At 35.7% G+C, this 20104-nt stretch carries 19 protein-coding genes and 1 tRNA gene; 13 read left to right on the forward strand and 7 right to left on the reverse strand.

Translation table 11 applies throughout. From position 1 onward, the window contains the following. Nucleotides 1-44 precede the first annotated feature (44 nt). The gene (locus BMX24_RS11360; RefSeq protein ID WP_089792610.1) at nt 45-377 is read right to left on the reverse strand and encodes a HopJ type III effector protein; all 333 of its coding nucleotides are present in this window, start codon (nt 375-377) and stop codon (nt 45-47) included. A gap of 96 nt (nt 378-473) precedes the next feature. Between BMX24_RS11360 and BMX24_RS11365 the strand changes: the two genes are divergently transcribed. The 8 genes from BMX24_RS11365 to BMX24_RS11400 all read left to right on the forward strand — a co-directional run bounded on the left by BMX24_RS11365 (nt 474) and on the right by BMX24_RS11400 (nt 8888). Then, a complete protein-coding gene (locus BMX24_RS11365; protein ID WP_089792612.1) occupies nt 474-1856 on the forward strand; it encodes an RtcB family protein in 1383 nt (460 codons plus the stop codon). A 180-nt stretch (nt 1857-2036) separates the two neighbouring features. Further along, nucleotides 2037-2789, forward strand: coding sequence for a nucleotidyltransferase domain-containing protein (locus BMX24_RS11370; protein ID WP_089792614.1), 753 nt, complete (start codon nt 2037-2039; stop codon nt 2787-2789). Between the two features lie 30 nt (nt 2790-2819). Continuing rightward, complete coding sequence (locus tag BMX24_RS11375; protein ID WP_089792616.1) at nt 2820-3551, forward strand: ATP-grasp domain-containing protein; 732 nt, start codon at nt 2820-2822, stop codon at nt 3549-3551. Between the two features lie 94 nt (nt 3552-3645). Further along, entirely contained in the window at nt 3646-4356 is a 711-nt protein-coding gene (locus BMX24_RS11380; RefSeq protein ID WP_089792618.1) for a hypothetical protein, read from the forward strand. 6 nt (nt 4357-4362) lie between these two features. Continuing rightward, nucleotides 4363-4788 (forward strand): hypothetical protein, encoded by a 426-nt coding sequence (locus BMX24_RS11385; RefSeq protein WP_089792621.1) that lies wholly within the window; start codon nt 4363-4365, stop codon nt 4786-4788. After that, nucleotides 4763-5854, forward strand: a complete 1092-nt coding sequence (locus BMX24_RS11390) for a DNA polymerase beta superfamily protein (RefSeq protein ID WP_089792623.1) — start codon at nt 4763-4765, stop codon at nt 5852-5854. Before BMX24_RS11385 ends, BMX24_RS11390 begins: the two co-directional genes overlap by 26 nt. A 171-nt stretch (nt 5855-6025) precedes the next feature. Next, the gene (locus BMX24_RS11395) at nt 6026-6466 is read left to right on the forward strand and encodes a MarR family winged helix-turn-helix transcriptional regulator (protein ID WP_089792625.1); all 441 of its coding nucleotides are present in this window, start codon (nt 6026-6028) and stop codon (nt 6464-6466) included. A 4-nt stretch (nt 6467-6470) separates the two neighbouring features. Further along, entirely contained in the window at nt 6471-8888 is a 2418-nt protein-coding gene (locus tag BMX24_RS11400) for a TonB-dependent receptor (protein ID WP_089792627.1), read from the forward strand. Between the two features lie 301 nt (nt 8889-9189). Here the strand turns inward: BMX24_RS11400 and BMX24_RS11405 are convergent, their stop codons facing one another. From BMX24_RS11405 to rpsO, 3 genes are all read right to left on the reverse strand, one after another. Next, entirely contained in the window at nt 9190-9621 is a 432-nt protein-coding gene (locus BMX24_RS11405; RefSeq protein WP_089792629.1) for a cold shock domain-containing protein, read from the reverse strand. Nucleotides 9622-9995: 374 nt separating this feature from the next. Beyond that, nucleotides 9996-12182, reverse strand: a complete 2187-nt coding sequence (locus tag BMX24_RS11410) for a polyribonucleotide nucleotidyltransferase (protein ID WP_089792631.1) — start codon at nt 12180-12182, stop codon at nt 9996-9998. A gap of 307 nt (nt 12183-12489) precedes the next feature. Continuing rightward, a complete protein-coding gene (gene rpsO, locus BMX24_RS11415) occupies nt 12490-12759 on the reverse strand; it encodes a 30S ribosomal protein S15 (RefSeq protein WP_089792633.1) in 270 nt (89 codons plus the stop codon). A gap of 172 nt (nt 12760-12931) precedes the next feature. Between rpsO and BMX24_RS11420 the strand changes: the two genes are divergently transcribed. From BMX24_RS11420 to BMX24_RS11430, 3 genes are all read left to right on the forward strand, one after another. Next, on the forward strand, nt 12932-13483 hold the full coding sequence (locus BMX24_RS11420) for a pyruvate decarboxylase (RefSeq protein WP_089792635.1): 552 nt from the start codon (nt 12932-12934) through the stop codon (nt 13481-13483). 367 nt (nt 13484-13850) lie between these two features. Further along, nucleotides 13851-15173, forward strand: a complete 1323-nt coding sequence (gene mgtE, locus BMX24_RS11425) for a magnesium transporter (RefSeq protein WP_089792637.1) — start codon at nt 13851-13853, stop codon at nt 15171-15173. 36 nt (nt 15174-15209) lie between these two features. Next, a complete protein-coding gene (locus BMX24_RS11430; protein WP_089792639.1) occupies nt 15210-15956 on the forward strand; it encodes an ABC transporter substrate-binding protein in 747 nt (248 codons plus the stop codon). A 159-nt stretch (nt 15957-16115) separates the two neighbouring features. Here the strand turns inward: BMX24_RS11430 and BMX24_RS11435 are convergent, their stop codons facing one another. Continuing rightward, entirely contained in the window at nt 16116-16565 is a 450-nt protein-coding gene (locus tag BMX24_RS11435) for a GAF domain-containing protein (RefSeq protein ID WP_089792641.1), read from the reverse strand. A gap of 13 nt (nt 16566-16578) precedes the next feature. Next, entirely contained in the window at nt 16579-18006 is a 1428-nt protein-coding gene (locus BMX24_RS11440) for a nicotinate-nucleotide adenylyltransferase (RefSeq protein WP_089792643.1), read from the reverse strand. Between the two features lie 54 nt (nt 18007-18060). Here BMX24_RS11440 and BMX24_RS11445 point away from each other — a divergent pair, with 54 nt between their 5' ends. Both BMX24_RS11445 and BMX24_RS11450 read left to right on the forward strand, forming a co-directional pair. Next, entirely contained in the window at nt 18061-18828 is a 768-nt protein-coding gene (locus tag BMX24_RS11445; RefSeq protein WP_089792645.1) for an MBL fold metallo-hydrolase, read from the forward strand. Between the two features lie 68 nt (nt 18829-18896). Beyond that, nucleotides 18897-18976, forward strand: a tRNA-Leu gene (locus tag BMX24_RS11450). On the opposite strand, the gene BMX24_RS21515 is transcribed toward BMX24_RS11450, so the two are convergent. Continuing rightward, entirely contained in the window at nt 18930-19718 is a 789-nt protein-coding gene (locus BMX24_RS21515; RefSeq protein WP_139176837.1) for a recombinase zinc ribbon domain-containing protein, read from the reverse strand. The genes BMX24_RS11450 and BMX24_RS21515 overlap by 47 nt on opposite strands. Between the last annotated feature and the right edge of the window lie 386 nt (nt 19719-20104).

The raw sequence follows: 20104 nt of genomic DNA on the forward strand, positions 1-20104 counted from the left end.
TATTGTTCGAGATTGCTTCATCATTTCATTCTTCGCAATGACAATTATTTTCTCGTTAAAGCTTTTCCTTCAAAAGAAATCCCGTCCCACCCAAAATTCATAAAGTTTCTGATATTTTGATGATCTTTTCCTTCAGGATTTTGTAAAACATCTTCTCTATAAAAAGCCCCGAAAAGAGAAAGTGTTTCTTCTTTTGATAGGTCATTTAACTTAGCAAAACTAAAAACTTTACAAGATCCATTGTTCTGATCGGCTTCGTTTACTGTATTACCATTGGTAAATTTTGTCGGAGTAAAATCATAATGTTCATCAATAAATGCAATCACTTCTTTAAACTGAATTTCTTCCGCTGACTTTTCTAATTGTTCGAATAACATTTTTTAAATTTTATCAAAAATAATTAAAATAACTTTATCTACGCAAAAACATTGCACACTGGCATTCTTACTTTGCATTATCAAAATGAAATAAAAATGGAATTTAACGGAAATAACTTAATAGAATTAGGATATAGATCAGCAAAATGGTTCAAAGAAGCCATTGCGCATATCAACGAAAATCAATTAGACGAAAATCAAATTAAAGAATATCTAGAACAATTCAAACAACCTGAACTGATCTCGCTTCACGAAACTCCGAAAGATTTTGTGATCAACATCAGAGCCGAACACGAAAGCGAAAATGACAACGTAGAAAAAGTCATCAACACCATGAAAGTTTTGATGAAAACCCCTACGCTAGTGGAAGGAGCGATCATGCCCGATGCCTGTCCGACAGGTCCGGAAGGTCAGATTCCGGTAGGTGGAGTTGTTGTGGCAAAAAATGCCATTCATCCAGGATTTCATAGCGCAGATATCTGCTGTTCAGTAATGTTGACGGATTTTGGAAAAGCCGATCCTAAGGAAGTTTTGGATGCCGCTCATTCTGTAACACATTTCGGATACGGAGGAAGACCGAGAGGTGAGCAGATGGAAATGTCTCAGGAATTGATGGATGCTTTCAGAGAAAATGATTTCCTGAATGATGAAAAACTCATCAGCATCGCCCGTTCGCATATGGGAACTCAGGGTGACGGAAACCATTTCCTATTTGTCGGAATTTCCAAAAACACGGGAAATACAATGCTGGTCACTCACCACGGTTCGAGAGCTCCGGGAGCGGCATTGTATGATAAAGGAATGAAAGTGGCCAATAGATTCAGACATGAAATTTCTCCTGAAACATTAAGAGAAAACGCATGGATCCCTTATGAAACAGAAGAAGGAAAATCTTACTGGGAAGCCCTTCAATTGATAAGAAAATGGACAAAAGAAAACCATACTTCCATTCACGATGCTGTTTTAACCAAAATGGAAATCGAGAAACAGGACAGATATTGGAATGAACATAATTTCGTTTTCAAAGATGGAGATTTGTTTTACCATGCTAAAGGAGCTACTCCGCTTGATGATAAATTCATGCCGGATATTACGGGACCAAGACTGATTCCGTTGAATATGTCTGAACCGGTTTTAATCGTTCAGGGAACAACCAATGAAAGAAATCTTGGTTTTGCGCCACACGGAGCGGGAAGAAATTTCAGCAGAAGTCAGCATAAAAAATCACTGGCTCATAAAACGATCGAAGAAATTTTTGCAGAAGAAACAAAAGGACTAGACGTTCGTTTTTACTCTAATGAAATTGATATTTCCGAGCTTCCAACTGCTTATAAAAGCGCCAAAAACGTAAGAGCTCAAATTGAAGAATATGGACTTTGCGAAGTGCTGGATGAAGTAATGCCTTACGGATGTATTATGGCAGGTGATGTGCAGAAAAATGCACCCTGGAAGAAGAAAAAGAAGTTTAGAAAAGCATAGTTGTTGGTCAATCGCAAAGGCGCAATTTCTTTTAACAGCCATACTTTTTAAGGCACAAGAAAATCAAGGATTTTCATTTAAACAGAATTAAATTTTATCGCAGATAAAATCTTTGCGCCTTAAGCAGTTTAAAATTAACATTTGCGCCTTTGCGTTTAACCCAATAAAACAACAAAAAAAATGACACCCAAAATACTAGAAAAATTAAAAGAAATAGAAGCAAAAAGAAATATAGAAATACTTCTTGCCGTAGAATCGGGAAGCCGGGCATGGGGTTTTGCGTCTCCCGACAGCGATTATGACATACGGTTCATATACCGGCACGAAAAAGATTGGTATCTGTCGCCGTGGGACAAGGATGAAACAATAGAATTTATGACCGAAGACGATCTGGATGGTTCCGGTTGGGACTTGAGGAAGACTTTCCATTTGCTCTTGAAGTCGAATGCGGCTTTGCTGAGCTGGTTTTATTCGCCTATCGTGTATGTTAAAAATGATAAGTTTTATGATGTATTCAAATCTCTGGCTGATTCCTGTTTTTCGCCGATAGCGGTTTCTTACCATTACCTAAGTATGAGTAAAAAGTATCTGGAAGCCTGCCGAAGCGACGAAGTAAAACTGAAAAGCTATTTCTACTGCCTTCGAACAACCCTAACCGGAAAATGGATATTGGAAAAAGGAACCGTCCCTCCGGTTTTGTTCAGTGAACTGCTGGTTTTAGTGGATGATTTTACCAAAACGAAAATAGAAAATTTAATCGCTCTAAAAGCCACCAAAGGAGAATCTTACTACCATCCGAATGACTGGGAATTGTTTGGATTTCTGGAGAAAATGGTCGCAGAGAATGAAGAAAGAGCGAAAGGTTTGAAGGGAGGAAATGCGGATAAGAGGGAGATGGAAAAAATATTCAGAACAATTTTAGAAAATTGTTAAAATCATTAATTTTAAAGCTTAAACAAAAACATGAAAAACATAGTCGCTCTATCTCCTATATATACAGAAGACAGCAACAACCTTAAAAAAGCATCTATCAATTCACCTTACGAATTGAACCGTTTTAATGCAAAATGGAATGTTCCTAAAGAATTTCGTGAAGATGTCATTGCGGTATATGGTGAAGATATTTATGCGGAAATTGTTGCAGATCAATGCAATCTGATTCTTTCAAAACCTGCAGACAATTGGCTTTCAAGGATTTCTGAAGAATTTACAAAACGTAAAATCTCTTACGGTCAACTGAAAGATTTTGTGCATGAAGAAAATATTTTCATTAAATGTTCTGATTTTAAAAGTTTTAAGGCAGGAGTTTTCGATAGAGTTACCAATATCAAAGGATTTGATTCTTTGGACTTGGAAAGCATGGTTTTCACCTCGGAAGTTGTAGAGTGGGAGCTTGAAGTAAGGTGTTTTGTTTTAAATAATGAAATAAAAACTTACTCTTCTTATTGGCGAAACAATGCTTTTGACACCAATCTTCTTTCTGAAATTGAGCAAAGAGATTTGTTTGAGTTTTTTAACAATTTTATTCAACAATATTCTGAAACGCTACCCAAAGCGATCGTTATTGATTTTGGAATTATTCAAGGGAAAGGCTGGGCTTTGATTGAAGCGAATCCGGCCTGGTGTTCGGGATTGTATGCTTGTGATGCGGAAAAAGCGTTAGAGGTGGTTGTGGAGAGTTGTGTGAAAAATTAGAATAATATTATTACATTTATATTTGACAAAAGTTCCCTATTATAGGGACTTTTGTCATTAAAAACACTCTTAATAAATAAAAAAAGAGAACGAAATGAACTATAAAATCATTTATAACAAAGAAAAGCTAAAACAATTCATCGACTGGCTTCCAAATTTACTGCCAAACGAACAATATTACGTAGCGCTTTTGGCAAGAAAAAAATACAATCCGGAAACAGGTTTGAAAGCAGATAAAGCACAATTAAAACGTTTTACATCAACAAAAGAAAGACTTCTTCAAAAAATCAAGCAGCTTGAGCTACCTTTAGGTGTGTATGAATCTGGGAATATGGAAGTTTCGCAAGATAATCTTGCAATTTATATCACTCCGAATCCACGAGACCTGCATAAGGCTTCTTTGTTTTTAATGAAAGAAATTTCAGAAAAACTGATCCGGAATGATAATGCTATCCATCCACATTCATTAGCTTTAAATTTAATTCAAACCACTACTTCAAGGAAAATTTTCTTTGATCTGGACATTGATTTTAAAACCGGGAATCATCAGCAAGCCATTGAAAAATTTAAATCAGATATTTCAAATTGCATTAATTCGGATTGTCTTACTTTTATCAAGACAAATGGAGGGTTGCATTGTCTCATCAATTTGCCCAACATTGCAAAAGAATACCAAAAAATCTGGCATCAGAAAATTTCACAGCTTACCTGCAATGAATATGAAGTAACGATGAACGGTGATAATGTATTACCAGTCGTGGGAGGTATTCAGGGAATTGATTTTTCGCCTTACTTTTTAGATTAAATTATTATGTGTATACCGAATACTGAACTACAATTTTGCACCTGTGTTGAGGGAAATATTTTCGATATTAAAGATATCTACATCTGGACTTTGAGAACATTTGTTGGTTTAAAAGAATCAGATAGACGAGGAAAAATAATGATTCCTGTAGAAAATCTGGGTAATGGAATTACAATAGAAAACGTAATTGCAAGATTAAATACTGGAAATATTTTTGATTTCGAATATATTCCTAAAGAAAGAGACACTCTTCACATCAGTTTTAATGCTAAAAATAAGTCAGATTATAAATACTTCTCGTTAATATATATAAATAAAATTTGGGAGCAAGGCAGCAATCCTGTTTTTACAAGTATTTCTAATCAAATAGCAGAAGGAGAAATCATCATCAAAGAAAAAAAAATTTATGACCATCCAAACCTTAAAAAATAAAAAACTCCTCCTCCTCCAAGCCATCTCCGGGAGCCGCTCTTTCGGTCTTGCAACGGAGAACTCCGACACAGACATCCGTGGAGTGTATTATTTACCGAAAGAAGAGTTTTTTGGTTTAAATTATATTCCGCAGATTTCCAATGAGACGAATGATATTACGTATTATGAGATCGGGAGGTTGGTAGAATTACTACAGAAAAACAATCCGAATATATTGGAAGTTCTGGCCAGTCCGGAAGATTGTATTTTGCAGAAAAATCCGTTGATGGATCTTTTGAAACCTGAAGATTTCCTTTCCAAATTATGTAAAGATACCTTTGCGGGATATGCGATTTCACAGATCAAAAAAGCGAAAGGACTCAACAAAAAAATCCTTAATCCCATCGATAAAGAAAGAAAATCTATCCTGGATTTTTGCTATATCCTGCAGAATCACGGTTCGGTTCCATTGAAAAAATGGCTGCGAGAATTCCCCTTCTCTGGAGGGGTATCCGAAGGACGGGGTGGTCTTTTACAGGAAAAATGCGGATTGGTAAGCCTCGACAACACCAAAGGAATGTTTGCCCTTTTCTACGACGAATCGGGAGAGCTGAAATATAAAGGAATTATACAAAACGAAGAAGCCAATCAGGTTTCTGTTTCATCGGTTCCGAAAGAGGAAAAACCTCTCGCTTATCTGTTCTGCAACCTCAATGCCTACTCCACTTACTGCAAAGATTACCGGGAATATTGGAAGTGGGTTTCCGAACGAAATGAAGACCGATACAACGTCAATCAGCAGCACGGACAAAACTACGACAGCAAAAACATGATGCACACCATTCGCCTGTTGCAGTCGTGTGAACAGATTTTTAAAACAAATTCTCTGAACATCCGGGTAGAAAACCGCGACGAATTGCTAGACATCAAAGCCGGAAACTGGTCATACGAAAATGTGATGAAAAAAGCTGAGCATTTGATTAAGTCTATTGAATATTATCATTCAATTTCTACCCTTCCCGATTTCCCTGATTTGGAGAAAACAACGAAAATTTTAATTGATATTCGGGAAGATCTATACAAATAATTTCATCTGATTTCCACCAATGATCTCATAAAACCACTATTTACAGTGGTTTTTATCTTTTATAGAAAATTTTTCATTTTTTTCTGTAACAAAATATCGAGAGCTTCTACCAATTAATTGATATATCAATATTTGATAAATCATTTTTTATTTACATTAAAAATTTTCACCATGGAAAAACTGGATTCAATTATATTTTATAATATAGATAAGGCGATCAGAGCCTATAGAAATTTCGCTCAGCGTCAATTAAAAGCGAATGGATTTAACATTACCATCGATCAATGGTTAATTATTAAAGCAATTTTAGAAAATCCCGGAATTACACAACATGAAATCGGAGATTTGGTTTTTAAGGATAATGCTTCGGTAACAAGAATTATTGATCTGCTGGTAAAATCAGAATACATCAACAGGAATACCAACTCCGAAGACCGCAGAAAAACAGATCTGGACGTCACGGAATCCGGAAAAGAAATCATCCAAAAAGTACAAAATCTTATTGTGAACAACCGAAAAATCGCATTAAAAGGTGTTTCAAAAGAAGAACTTCAAATCATGAATTCAGCATTAATAAAAATATCAACTAACTGTCTCAACACTAAAAAATAACACAATGGCCAGAATATTTATACTCATTTTTGTTTGGATCCTGTCTTTTTTAAGCACAGTTTCAGCACAAAGCATACAGAATTTTTCTTTATCGGGAAAAATAGACTCTGATAAAGCCAATCAGATGGAAATCAATCTGTTTAATTCTGAAAATAAATTAGTTAAAACCGAAATTGCAGACTCCAAAGGAAACTTCAGTTTCAATGATCTTGCCTCTGGAAATTATTCGTTAAAAATCAATAAAAACGGAACAGAAGCTTATAAAGCCGACAATATTTCGGTAACAGGAAATACAACACTGCCTTCCATTCAACTGAATGAGAAAGTCATTGAAGGTGTGACAATTACAAAGACAAAACCCTACATCGAGAGACAGGAAGGAAAAATGATCCTGAACGTCGAAAACAGCATTGCAAGTACCGGAAACTCAGCATTTGAGGTACTGGAAAAGGCACCGGGTGTAAAGATCGACAACAACGACAACATCAGTCTTCGCGGAAAAGGAAATCTTTTAGTACAGATCGACGGGAAAAATACCCCGATGACAGGAACTGATCTTGCCAATTACCTCCGCGGAATCCCATCTGCAAGCGTTGAAAAGGTAGAATTCATCACCAATCCCTCTTCAAAATATGACGCGTCGGGAACTTCAATTATTAATATCAAACTCAAAAAAGACCAGCGAAAAGGAACAAACGGAAGTGTTTCAACTGCTTTGGGAACGGGAAGATATTTTAAAAACAACAACAATTTCAGCATCAATCACCGGAATAAGAATGTAAACATTTTTGCGAATTACAGTTTTGCGTATAGGGAATTTTTCAATCATCTTGTTTTAGACAGAAATTTCTATGACGGAAATAATTCCTTTGAAAAAGCCTATTTACAGGATAATTTTTTGAAAATGAATTTCAGGAATCATATCGCCAAAGCCGGGATGGATTATTATATGAATGATAAAAATATTCTTGGATTTTCGGTAGGTTTTATCAGCAACAGATTTGATCCGAAAGGTGACAATTCGAGTACAATTCTCGGTTCGGATCACCTTCCTACAGGTACTTTCACTACCCAAAACCGTTCTAAAGACCACTGGAAAAATGTTTCTTTTAATTTAAATCACAAATACACCATCGATTCTTTAGGTTCTGAACTGACAACGGATTTTGACTTTATTAATTATTCCAATACTTCACTTCAGAATTTTGATACAAGAAATTATGACCTTTCCGGAAACTTGAGTCAATTGGACATTCTGAAAGGAGATATCAGTGGAAACCTGAATATTTATTCTTTAAAATCAGATTTTACAAAAGCTTTAAAAAAAGATTGGAAGCTGGAGGGCGGTGTAAAAACAAGCTTCGTAAAAGCTGATAACGACCTGAAATTTTTTGATGCAAGCTCAGGGACTTCTATTTTAGATGAAACAAAAACCAACCATTTTATTTATGAAGAAAACATCAATGCAGTTTATGGAAATGTTTCTAAGAAATGGAAAAAATTTAGTACAAATTTCGGTTTAAGAATGGAGAATACCAACGTAAAAGGAACTCAGATGACGACCAATCAGGTAAATAAAAAGAATTATACCCAATTATTTCCAAGTGCCGTGTTTTCTTATGATCTGACGGATAAAAGCAATCTTGAAATCAATTTTAGTAGAAGAATTACACGGCCAAGCTATAATCAGTTGAATCCTTTCAAATTTTATCTTGATCCAACTACCTACAGAGCAGGAAACCCTGATCTGAATCCGCAGACAACAATGAATTATGAGCTTACATACAGTTTCAGTAATAAATATTTTGCAACGTTAAGCTATTCCAAAACTTCGGATAACATTACGGAAGTCATTAAACCAATTGTTGAAAATGGTGAAAATATTACAGTTCAGACTAATGAAAATCTGAGTTCTGCTTCCTATTTCGGGTTGAATGTAATCGCTCCCGTTAAAATGGCAAAATGGTGGGATATGAACAACAGCGCCAATTTCTATTATGGCTCTTACACCGGAAATGTTTCGGGAACACAAATTAACAACAAAGGAAATTTTACATTTTCTTTAAACAGCATCAATTCATTTAAGCTTGGAAATGGCTTTACAGCCGAACTTACAGGCAATTACCAGGCAAGAGAAGTGTATGCTTACATGGATGTAAAACCGATCTGGTACCTGAATATCGGTGCACAGAAGAAATTTAAAAATTCTAGCACTTTGAAGCTGGCTTTCAATGATATTTTCTTCACCAGCAATCCGAAAGCACGGACAACATTTAATAATTATGTAGAAAACTTCGTCGTAGAAAGAGATACGAGAGTGGTTACGCTTTCTTACACTTACAATTTCGGCTCAGGAAAATCCGGGCAGCCTAGAAAAACAGGGGGTGCGGATGATTTGAAGCAGAGAATTGGAAACGGTTAATTTAATTAACTTTAAAATCAAATAAAATAACCCTCCGGAATTTGGAGGGTTTTGTTATTAATCTTAATCCAGAAAAAAACTTCCGTCAGTTCGAATATTTTCGTAATGATGAAGAAAATTATTGAGACTTTAATTCAAACTTCTCGATACGATTTTTTCAAAATCTACTCGAAGTGATGCAGTTTTATGATCTTCCTGGAAGGAGCTTATTTTCTTGCTCAATTTTTTAAGTTTTTAAGCATAAAAAAATCCTTCAACCTGAAGGATTTATATATATAATTAAAATGATGTTTTTGATTAATTATTTAACCAATCTAATCTCGATTGCAGAAAATCCTTTGGGAGATTTTTCTTTTTCAAAAGATACTCTGTTCCCTTTTTTAATCTGATCTATACAGTTGTTATTGTGGAAGAAAACGTTTTCTTTGGTTTTATCTTCCGTAATAAATCCGTATCCTTTTTCACTGAAAAATGTTACAATTCCTGTTTTTATTGTTTCGGTTTCGATAGGTGCAGCGCCAAGCTGAATATTATCAAGATCTATTTCCGCTTTTGTATTACCATCAGGAGGAGTAGATGTTAGTTGACCGTTTGCATCTACATACATGAACATTTCGTCAAGGCTTTTGCCTTTATCATTGCTCGCTTTACGCTCTTCACGACGCTGAGCTTTTTCTTTTTGTTTTTGAAGTTTTTTCTTGAAATTTTCTTTTTTAGAGAAAGAATCTGCCATATATTTTTTAAAATTTAATTGTTACTGAGTACTATTTTCTTGTTTAAACATAGTATTATATTTAAACTTAATATTAATACATCTTTCCAAAAGAGATGTAATATGTTTTCTGGTTGTTTTATTATTAGAACTGATTGTTCAGAGAACAATTTGAAAAAAATGAAGAATGAAATGACATTCTAAATAACCACAACACTGCGAAAGCAGAGAACTTGTCTTTAAGATAATATACAAATATACGAAAAATAAATACATGAAACAACCCCGTTCTCATTTAAATAATTGACTTTCAATTTAGTTATAGGTGTATTTCATTCAATGTTACTTAAAGACTCATAAAAAAACCACCGAAAAAATTCGGTGGTTTCTATTTTTTAAGCCTGATCAGCTGGTTTTTCACTTGCTGGAGCCTGTCCTTCCGGTCTTGGTTTGCCTTCCGGTTTTGGAGGTCTTGGTAAAAGAACTTTTCTTGAAAGTTTCATTTTCTTACGATCATCGTAACCCATGAATTTTACTTCTACCTCATCACCTTCAGCATAAGGAACCTTGTCAAGACGCTTCCACTCGATTTCTGAGATGTGAAGCAACCCTTCCGTACCTTTAGCAATAGCAACGAAAGCTCCAAAATCCATTACTTTCACTACTTTACCTTTGTAAACTTCTCCTACAACCGGTACGAAAGTGATTTCATTGATTTTAGCAACAGCTGCATTGATTTTTTCTCTGTCTGTTCCTGCAATCTCAATTCTTCCGATTTCACCCTGTTCTTCGATTGCGATTACTGTATCTGTATCTTTCTGTAACTGCTGAATAATTTTTCCACCAGGTCCGATTACAGCACCGATGAAGTCTTTCGGGATCTCCATTACCACCATTTTCGGAGCGTGAGGCTTCACGTCTGCTCTTGGTTCAGAAATTGTTTCTGTGATTTTATTTAAGATATGTAATCTACCGTCTTTAGCCTGCATTAAAGCCTGTTCCATGATATCCATAGAAAGTCCCTGGATTTTAATATCCATCTGGCAAGCCGTGATTCCATCTGCAGTTCCCGTTACTTTGAAGTCCATATCACCAAGGTGATCTTCATCTCCTAAGATATCGGAAAGAACCGTCCATTTTCCTGATTTTTTATCAGTAATAAGACCCATTGCAATACCTGAAACCGGTTTTGTGATTTTCACCCCTGCATCCATTAATGCCAATGTTCCTGCACAAACCGTTGCCATTGAAGACGAACCGTTTGATTCTAAAATATCAGAAACAATTCTAATTGTATATGGATTTTCTGCCGGAATAACTGCTGTTAAAGCTCTTTGAGCCAAATTCCCGTGTCCTACTTCTCTTCTTGAAGTCCCTCTTAAAGGTCTTGCTTCACCCGTTGAGAATGGAGGGAAGTTGTAGTGTAGGAAGAATTTTTCGTCGTGCTGCGTAATTACGCTGTCGATCATGTTTGCATCCTTGATAGAACCTAATGTCACAGCTGTCAGAGACTGAGTTTCCCCTCTTGTAAAGACTGCTGAACCGTGAGCTCCCGGAAGATAGTCGATTTCTGACCAGATCGGACGGATCGTTTTCGGATCACGACCATCAAGACGAATATTGTCTTCCAGAATCATCTGACGCATCGCTTCTTTTTCTACATCGTGATAATATACTTTTACGAAAGGAGTTACTCTTTCCAGTTCTTCTACATTATCAACATATTGAGCTAAGAATTCATCAAGAACAGCCTTGAATTTTTCGTGTCTTTCTTCTTTGTTTGATGGAGTTCTTGCTACTTCATATACTTTATTGTAGCATTCGTTCCATACCTTTGTACGGATATCTTCGTCATGAACCTCGTGAGAATATTCTCTTTTAGGTAAAGACTTTCCAACTTTTTCAGCCAGTCTTTCCTGAGCTTCAATCTGTTTTTTAATTTCAACGTGAGCGAAATTGATCGCTTCAAGCATTTCCTGCTCTGTGATCTCCTTCATCTCCCCTTCTACCATTACGATGGAGTCTTTAGTAGCTCCCACCATAATATCGATATCTGCTTTTAATAAATCTTCGTAACTAGGGTTGATTGATAATTCTCCGTCGATTCTTATAACTCTTGCCTCAGACATTGGCCCGTCGAAAGGAATATCTGTAATAGCAATCGCTGCAGAAGCTGCCAAACCAGCCAAAGCTTCTGGCATTACTGCTTTATCATAAGAAATTAATGAGATCATCACCTGTACTTCCGCGTGGAAATCTTCAGGGAAAAGCGGACGTAATACTCTGTCTACCAATCTCATTGTAAGCACTTCGTTATCAGAAGGCTTTGCTTCTCTACGGAAAAAGTTTCCAGGAATTCTTCCACCTGCGTAGAATTTTTCTCTGTAATCTACTGTCAGTGGTAAAAAATCCACACCCGGATTTGCTTCTTTAGCGGCTACAACAGTTGCTAAAAGCATTGTTCCGCCACATTTTACGACTACGGCTCCATCGGCTTGTTTTGCCAATTTCCCCGTTTCAATAATGATTTCCCTGCCGTCTGCAAGAGTAATCGTTTCTGTAAACGCTTGAGGTATACTCATAAAAAATTGTCTTCTTGTACTCCGTATTGAGTACGATTAAATATTTAAACTCTTTAAATTTTCGTTGCAAAGGTAATATATTATAATGATTTTTTAAATTTTTAGCATTAAAATCTCAAAATTACACCTACGATTTTAGCAATGAATGGTCTTTTAATAAAAGAATAAACAGTGAGTTTCTTTCTATTTTAATAAAAATAAAAATCCTTTTTGTCATTGATAATTAACTGAAAACCTACCATTTGAAATTACCGCAACAAAAAAGCAACCTCTTTCGAAGTTGCTTTTATTTGAAAATCTTTGTAGATTATTTTCTTAAACCTAGTTCAGCAATAATTGCTCTATATCTTGCGATATCTTTGTTTTTAAGATAATCTAGTAATCTTTTTCTTTTACCTACCAATTTCACCAAAGATCTTTCTGTGTTGTAATCTTTGTGGTTGCTCTTCAAGTGAGAAGAAAGGTGGTTGATTCTGAAAGTGAAAAGTGCAATTTGTCCTTCAGCACTTCCTGTGTCTTGTGCAGATTTTCCATGTTTCGCGAAAATTTCCTGCTTTTTTTCTGTATTTAAGTACATTCCAATATTATTTAAATGATTATTATGTAACGGGTGCAAAATTACGACTTTATTTTAATTCTGCAAACATTATTGATTCTATATATTAAAATTGATAGAAAAAAATGTTAAAAATTTCTTAAAAAAATTATGTCATCCCATTAAAAGACAGTAATTTTGCAAACGATTACTGATGAAAAAAATTATAACATTTACAATATTCATTGCAGTTTTATTTATAGGCATTTCTTCTTTAAAAGCACAGAAAAATGCCGATGATAAGATCAAAAAAGTCCTGTACTTCAATCCTGAGGTAGAGCCTGATGTCGAGGAAATCAAAGAACCAACGAATTATGCATTCTTCAGTGCGGTTTCTGACAATCTGAGCGAAAGGAAAAATAAAATGCTGCGCACAGAAATCCAGATCCCTTTTGACAGTATCGACAAAAAAACCATAGCCGACTATTGCCTCAACAATGACGCAGATTTTGCCATTGTACCCAAAGTAAAATATTTCAAAGTGGGAATCGGGAAATATGTCTTTTCCAATCAGGTAGTGGTAAGTATGAAACTTTTTGATGCTGAAGGAAATCTCATTACAGAAACTGATTACGACACGTATCGCAAGAATGTTCGCCTTCTGGGTTCTACCGTAAATTCTGTAAAAATCGGAACAAACGGAGCAATAAAAGGTATTCTGAAACAACTTCGAAAACTAAAACCTTCTACAGAAGCAGGGTTCTAATCTCTTTCCATTTACTTTCAAAAAATATTATGCACTCCATTGAATTTCATTAATTTAAATTCATGAAATAGTGAATAATTTAAATTATTTTTATTAATTTAGATAAAAACAATTCATTCCAAACAATCTCAATTGAAATTTCTTCAGACACCTGTAGTTTTCTGCGGGTGTTTTTTTATTTTTTTTACAATAAGTTTCTTTAAACTAATTGAAAATTTAACCACAAAAGATACAAAAGCTATTATTAAACTATTTAAAGTTTAGCTATTTTAACCAAGTTCAATTTAATAAATCCTTAAATTTCTCACTTCATTGGTCAGTCTTAAAAATTTGGATTATTTTTGCATATCTAAAAAAAATTGACGTTTTGAATTCTAAAGACGAACTTATCTTCAATCCTGCCGATATTGCCGAAACTCTCAGCGAACTTCCCGCTGATGAGAGGCTCCTGGCGTTTTTGAAAGTTCCGAAAGAATATAAAGCCGACGTTTTTTCCCATCTTGATCCGGACTTTCAGGAAGAGACCATCAGAAGTATCGGGAGCGACGATGTTTCCGAGATTTTGAATGCGATGACCCCGGATGACAGAACTGCCTTGTTTGAGGACTTTCCGGATGAGCTTATTAAATATTCTATCAATCATCTTAATCCGCAGGAAAGAAGGATTGCCTTGAAACTTCTGGGCTACGACTCCGATTCCATTGCCCGTCTGATGACGCCTTATTATATACAGATCCGTAAAGAATGGACGATAAAAAGATGCCTTCAACAGATCAAAAAGGTCGGAAGCAAGGTAGAAACCATGAATTATCTGTATGTAGTGGATGAAAGAAACCGACTGATTGATGATATTGCCCTGGGAAGTTTATTATTGGCGGAAGAAGATACTTTAGTTTCAGAAATCACTGATAATCATTTTGTTGCCATTACAACCACCACTTCCAAAGAAGATGCCGTAACGTATTTTGAAAAATATGACCGCGCCGCTCTTCCGATTATTACAGAAGCCGGAGTTTTGGTAGGAATTGTAACAATAGACGATATCCTCGACCAGATTGAGCAGCAGAATACCGAAGATATTCAGAAATTTGGGGGTCTTGAAGCCTTGGATGTTCCTTATACGCAAACGTCTCTTATTGAAATGGTAAAAAAGAGAGGAATGTGGCTGATCATCCTTTTTTTCTCTGAAATGCTGACTGCTTCAGCGATGGGATATTTTGAAGATGAAATTCAGAAGGCGGTTGTGCTGGCTTTATTTGTTCCGTTGATTATTTCCAGCGGCGGGAATTCCGGTTCACAGGCTGCAACATTGATTATCCGGGCAATGGCGCTTCAGGAAATCGGTCTGAAAGATTGGTGGTATGTCATGAAAAAAGAAATTTTCACTGGTTTATTTCTTGGTGGGATTTTGGGAATTATCGGTTTTTTAAGAATCATGATCTGGCACGAAGCAGGCTTCTTCAACTATGGGATGTACTGGCCTTTTGTAGGTTTAAGTGTAGGTGTTTCTTTAGTGATGATCGTACTTTGGGGAACTCTTTCCGGTTCGATGGTTCCATTTATTTTAAAGAAATTAAATCTTGACCCCGCCACTTCCTCTGCTCCATTTGTAGCCACTTTGGTGGATGTTACCGGACTTATTATCTATTTTTCCGTAGCCGGACTTTTCTTAACGGGCAAACTTTTATAATTTTTTGTAATTTTAGCCAAAGTCTAAAATACTAAAATGAAAGTTGTTTCTCTTGTTCCCTCAATTACTGAGGCTTTATTCGATTTAGGTTTGACCGAAAATGAAGTAATCGGAAGGACAAAATTCTGTATTCATCCCAAAGAAAAAGTGAAAAATGTGCCCCGTATCGGCGGAACGAAAAATATTAATATCGATAAAATTAGAGCTTTACAACCGGATCTTATTCTGGCCAATAAAGAAGAAAACATCAAAGAACAGGTAGAAGCTCTCATGAATGATTTCAAAGTAATGGTGACGAACGTTGAGACGATCGAGGATAATTATTATTTGCTTAAAAATCTTGGGAAAACCTTTCATAAGGAAGACAAAGCACAGGTTTTTAACCTTAAAATTTATGAGATTTTAAATCAAGCCAAAATTAACTCCAACATAAAAGTCGCTTATCTTATCTGGAAAAATCCTTATATGACGATAGGTTCCGATACTTTTATTCATAAAATTTTATCCGAAATCGGTTTTGAAAATATCTTTAAAAACAGAACCCGTTACCCGGAAATTCAGACCGAAGATTTAGCTGAAGCTGATGTTATTATGCTTTCTTCCGAACCTTTTCCTTTTAAAGAAAAACATATTGAAGAATTAAAGGAGTTTTATCCCGAGAAAAAGATTATGATCGTGGATGGGGAAGCCTTTTCGTGGTATGGGACACATATTGCCAAGTGTGGGGATTATTTTGAGGAATTGATTGCTGAGATGAATTTGTTTAAACACAAGTTTCACTAATTTTTTCACGAATGACACAGATGTTTTAAGTTTTGGCTAAAGCCCGTTCTTATTGACGAATCTTATTATATTGTTGATAAGCAAGTAGTAAATAAATTATCATAACAAAAGACTCCGGCCCTTCGGGCCGGAGTCTATATTTTTAAAAGAAATTTTTAATTATAAAATCTTTGAAACTTCGTTACAAAGCCATTCTAATAATTCTCTGTCCTCTTTTGTGAAAGGATCAATTGTATGAGAATCAATATCGATTTGACCAACATTTTTCCCGTCCTTGAAAATCGGAACTACAATTTCCGCTTTAGTATCAATAGAACAGCTTAAATAATTGCTTTCCTGATGAACATCCGGAACCACAAAAGTTTCGTTGGATACGGCCACCTGACCGCAAATCCCTTTTCCATAAGGAATAATTGTATGATCCGTCGGTGCTCCAACGTAAGGACCTAGTTTCAACTCATCCTTATCTCCATTTTTGAAATAGAAACCCGTCCAGTTGAAATAGGAAATTTCCTGATCCAGAAGGTGACAAACTTTTTCAAGTTTTTCCTCCGTATTATGCTTAGGACTTTCAAGAATAGAAGAAAGCCTTTTTTTTAATTCTGACATTGTATTTCTGTTTTTAAGAAAATTGTTTTAAGGAAAATTCCTCTTTATAACCAAACATTCCGCGCTCTTTGATCATTTCTGCAACACCTTCCGGAACCTGGATTTCCCAGCCTTTCATATTGCAGGCGATCTTTTTCAAAATATCTCTTGAATAAATTTCCAAAAACTCCGGATTGTAACTCTTGATGTCTACAATACGATCATTAAGTTTGAAATATTTATATAATTCCTTCAGGTTTTCTTCTACTTTTAATGTTGTAGAATCCAGCAGCTCATGAGTTTCAGGATCTTTATAAGGATACAGGTACACCCTCATTCCGTTTCTGAAAAACTTACCGAAAGCTTCCAGAATTCCGCCCGATAAATTTTTATAATATTTCTCTTCAAATACCATCAACAAGTTGTTTACTCCCATTGCAACACCAATATTTCCACCTGTATAGGACGCAAAATAGTCGATCAGACGATAATACTCCGAGAAGTTTGAAATAATAACGGTATAGCCCAGTTTTCCAAGAATATCTACCCTGTCGAGGAAATCCCTTTCATCAATATCACCATCTGCCCGCAGGTTTGAAATCGTAATTTCTATTAAAACTTCCGTTTCATCCGGTGTGCAGATCGCATCTTTCAGGAACATATCCAAACCGTTTCGAAGCATATCGATATTTACTTTCGTTACGGGTCTGAAGCTTCCTCTTACAGCGAAAATATTTTTCTTGTATAAAATATCTGCCGGAAGCATATTGTTTCCTTCAGAGTTGAAAATCACGGCGTCTGTCATTCCGTTTTTTACCAACTGTAGCGACATCAACCTGTTATCAACATATGCAAAAGCGGGACCACTGAAATCGATCATATCAATTTCAAGATTGTCCTTTGCAACATCGTCGTATAAAGATTCAATTAAATTTCTAGGATTATCGTAATAATGAAATGCACCAAAAATAAGGTTTACTCCAAGATTTCCCAACGTTTCCTGCTGCAAAGTAGCATCGTTTTCTTTGAATTTTACATGAATGACAATTTCGTTATAATCTTCATTCTCCTTCACCTGAAAACGAATTCCCACCCAGCCATGGCCTTTCACCGTTTTATCAAAATTGATGGTAGTAACCGTATTAGCGTAAGAAAAAAACTTTCTGTTGGGATTGTTTTCCCTTGAAATTCTTTCTTCGATCAAGGCCACCTCATAGCGAAGCATTTTTCGAAGTCTGTTTTGGGTAACATATCTGTTTTTTACCTCTTTTCCGTAGATGGCATCACTAAAATCTTTGTCGTAAGCAGACATCGCCTTAGCAATTGTACCCGAAGCCCCTCCTGCTCTAAAAAAATGTCGAACAGTCTCCTGCCCTGCTCCAATTTCCGCGAAAGTACCATAAATAGTAGGATCTAGATTAATTGTTAATGCTTTTTGTTTAGGAGTTAGTTTCTGATACATTAGGACATTAAATTTTTCGTAAATTTACCAAAATTAAACCAACCTCAAAAGAAAATGAAGTTGAAATTTTTAGGAACGGGAACTTCCCACGGTGTACCCGTTATTGGCTGCACTTGTGAAGTGTGTACTTCAAAGAATCCAAAAGACAGTCGCTTTCGATCTTCTGTGATGGTGACTACGGACGAAAACAGGAAAATCCTTATCGATTGCGGCCCGGATTTCAGGCAGCAGATGCTTATTAACCACGAACACAACGTAGATATCGCTCTTCTCACCCACGAACACAACGACCATGTGATCGGGCTTGATGATATGCGCCCACTGATTTTTAAAAGCGGAAAAGACATGCCTCTTTACTGCTACCAAAGGGTCGGACACGAAGTAAAAAACCGTTTTCCTTATGCTTTTACGGACGTACGGTATCCGGGAGCTCCGGCTTTTGATCTGCATGAAATTGAAAATAAACCTTTTACCGTTTTAGATACGGAAATCACTCCGATTGAGGTGATTCATTATAAAATAACAGTTTTCGGATATAAGTTTAAAAACATGGCTTACATTACCGATGCTAATTTTATTTCTGAAACCGAAAAGAAAAAATTGCAAAATCTTGATGTCCTGGTGTTGAACTGTATCAGGAAATTTGATCCGCATCCGGCACATTTTATTCTTCCGGATGTTATTCAATTATTTCAAGAGCTAAAACCTAAGAAATTATTTTTAACCCATATCAGTCACCATCTGGGTTTGCATGATATTGAAGATAAACAACTTCCAGCCGGAATGCACCTTGCCTACGATGGTTTGGAAATAAATTTTTAAAATTTTTTCATCAAAAAGCTTTTGAGAATTAATAAAAGTTTCTATATTTGCACACCTAAACAAAACAAGCCCGAGTGGCGGAATTGGTAGACGCGCTGGTCTCAAACACCAGTGGGAAACCGTGCCGGTTCGAGCCCGGCCTCGGGTACAAGACCGGAAAGAGGTGATAATTCACTTTCTTTCCGGTTTTTTTTCATACCTAACTCATTGTTTATCTGATATATATAAGAGAGCAAAACATTGGGTCGGGTGGTTCGATAATGATTTTTTGAAAATTGCAATTTTTCAGGAAATATCGAACCAATTATTTTACGTTTTACTTCGATATCCCCATCAGTATAGACTTTCGCAAGGTCTACTAGGTTCGATAATGCTTGGTCTAGTAGTTGTTGAAAATCTATTTTCTTATTATCCTTTCCTTTAGTTAATTTAGCTTCGAGCTTTTCAATTTGTGCTTTACAGTCGGTCTTAATTTCAAGATAATCTTCATCATCAATGACTTCCTCCATCAGTTTATTTCTTGCCTGTTTCAATTTACTGTTTAAACGATCTATTTCTAATAGAATTGCTTTCCTTTCTCTTTGGGGATTATTGATTAATTTTTCAAAATTTTGCCTCAGTACTTTTTTCAAATAATTTTTTATAGATATGCGCATTTCCAATGACTGCAATATCTCTAAAAATTTAGAATTAATAATCTCAGATTTGTAACGGTATGAACACGGGGACTGGCAATGATAGTAATAATATTTATTTCCAGAACGTCCCGTAGAGGCACTGCCTGTAATCAAATGACCACATTCCGGACACACAAGGAAACCTCTTAATGGCAAATTATCGTCAGACAGTACTTTTACATTAGGTCTGGCTGGATTCACATTTCCATCCATTATACATTGAACTTTTTCGAATAGTTCTTCACTGATCAAAGGTTCATGAATACTTTTAACAAAATGAGCCTCCTCTTCATTGAATTGCTCCACGTAAATTTTCCCACAATATTGTAATAGGAATTTTTCATAGATTTGTAAAGGTTTTTAATTTTTTAAAGATTAATTACTGAACTACGCTCTTTCCCGTAAGTGTCCAAACTGCATGGGAAGGGGCTTTTTTCTTTCTTCTGATTTTTAAGTTGAGTAGTTTTTGATTCATTTTTTAGATAAAGACTTTCCTGATGTCCTTTGGTATGAAAAAGGACTGGTGAGGTTCTGTAAGCAGTGACCTTTAGGGCACCGGAAAGAATTAAATATGAATGAAATCTGTGTTCCCGTGTAAG

The organism is Chryseobacterium wanjuense, from assembly GCF_900111495.1.
Classification (GTDB): Bacteria; Bacteroidota; Bacteroidia; order Flavobacteriales; family Weeksellaceae; genus Chryseobacterium; species Chryseobacterium wanjuense.

Coding starts and splice junctions, on each gene's coding strand:
- BMX24_RS11360 (WP_089792610.1), bottom strand. CDS start 377: ATGTTATTCGAACAATTAGAAAAGTCAGCGGAAGAAATTCAGTTTAAA.
- BMX24_RS11365 (WP_089792612.1), top strand. CDS start 474: ATGGAATTTAACGGAAATAACTTAATAGAATTAGGATATAGATCAGCA.
- BMX24_RS11370 (WP_089792614.1), top strand. CDS start 2,037: ATGACACCCAAAATACTAGAAAAATTAAAAGAAATAGAAGCAAAAAGA.
- BMX24_RS11375 (WP_089792616.1), top strand. CDS start 2,820: ATGAAAAACATAGTCGCTCTATCTCCTATATATACAGAAGACAGCAAC.
- BMX24_RS11380 (WP_089792618.1), top strand. CDS start 3,646: ATGAACTATAAAATCATTTATAACAAAGAAAAGCTAAAACAATTCATC.
- BMX24_RS11385 (WP_089792621.1), top strand. CDS start 4,363: ATGTGTATACCGAATACTGAACTACAATTTTGCACCTGTGTTGAGGGA.
- BMX24_RS11390 (WP_089792623.1), top strand. CDS start 4,763: ATGACCATCCAAACCTTAAAAAATAAAAAACTCCTCCTCCTCCAAGCC.
- BMX24_RS11395 (WP_089792625.1), top strand. CDS start 6,026: ATGGAAAAACTGGATTCAATTATATTTTATAATATAGATAAGGCGATC.
- BMX24_RS11400 (WP_089792627.1), top strand. CDS start 6,471: ATGGCCAGAATATTTATACTCATTTTTGTTTGGATCCTGTCTTTTTTA.
- BMX24_RS11405 (WP_089792629.1), bottom strand. CDS start 9,621: ATGGCAGATTCTTTCTCTAAAAAAGAAAATTTCAAGAAAAAACTTCAA.
- BMX24_RS11410 (WP_089792631.1), bottom strand. CDS start 12,182: ATGAGTATACCTCAAGCGTTTACAGAAACGATTACTCTTGCAGACGGC.
- rpsO (WP_089792633.1), bottom strand. CDS start 12,759: ATGTACTTAAATACAGAAAAAAAGCAGGAAATTTTCGCGAAACATGGA.
- BMX24_RS11420 (WP_089792635.1), top strand. CDS start 12,932: ATGAAAAAAATTATAACATTTACAATATTCATTGCAGTTTTATTTATA.
- BMX24_RS11430 (WP_089792639.1), top strand. CDS start 15,210: ATGAAAGTTGTTTCTCTTGTTCCCTCAATTACTGAGGCTTTATTCGAT.
- BMX24_RS11435 (WP_089792641.1), bottom strand. CDS start 16,565: ATGTCAGAATTAAAAAAAAGGCTTTCTTCTATTCTTGAAAGTCCTAAG.
- BMX24_RS11440 (WP_089792643.1), bottom strand. CDS start 18,006: ATGTATCAGAAACTAACTCCTAAACAAAAAGCATTAACAATTAATCTA.
- BMX24_RS11445 (WP_089792645.1), top strand. CDS start 18,061: ATGAAGTTGAAATTTTTAGGAACGGGAACTTCCCACGGTGTACCCGTT.
- BMX24_RS21515 (WP_139176837.1), bottom strand. CDS start 19,718: ATGGATGGAAATGTGAATCCAGCCAGACCTAATGTAAAAGTACTGTCT.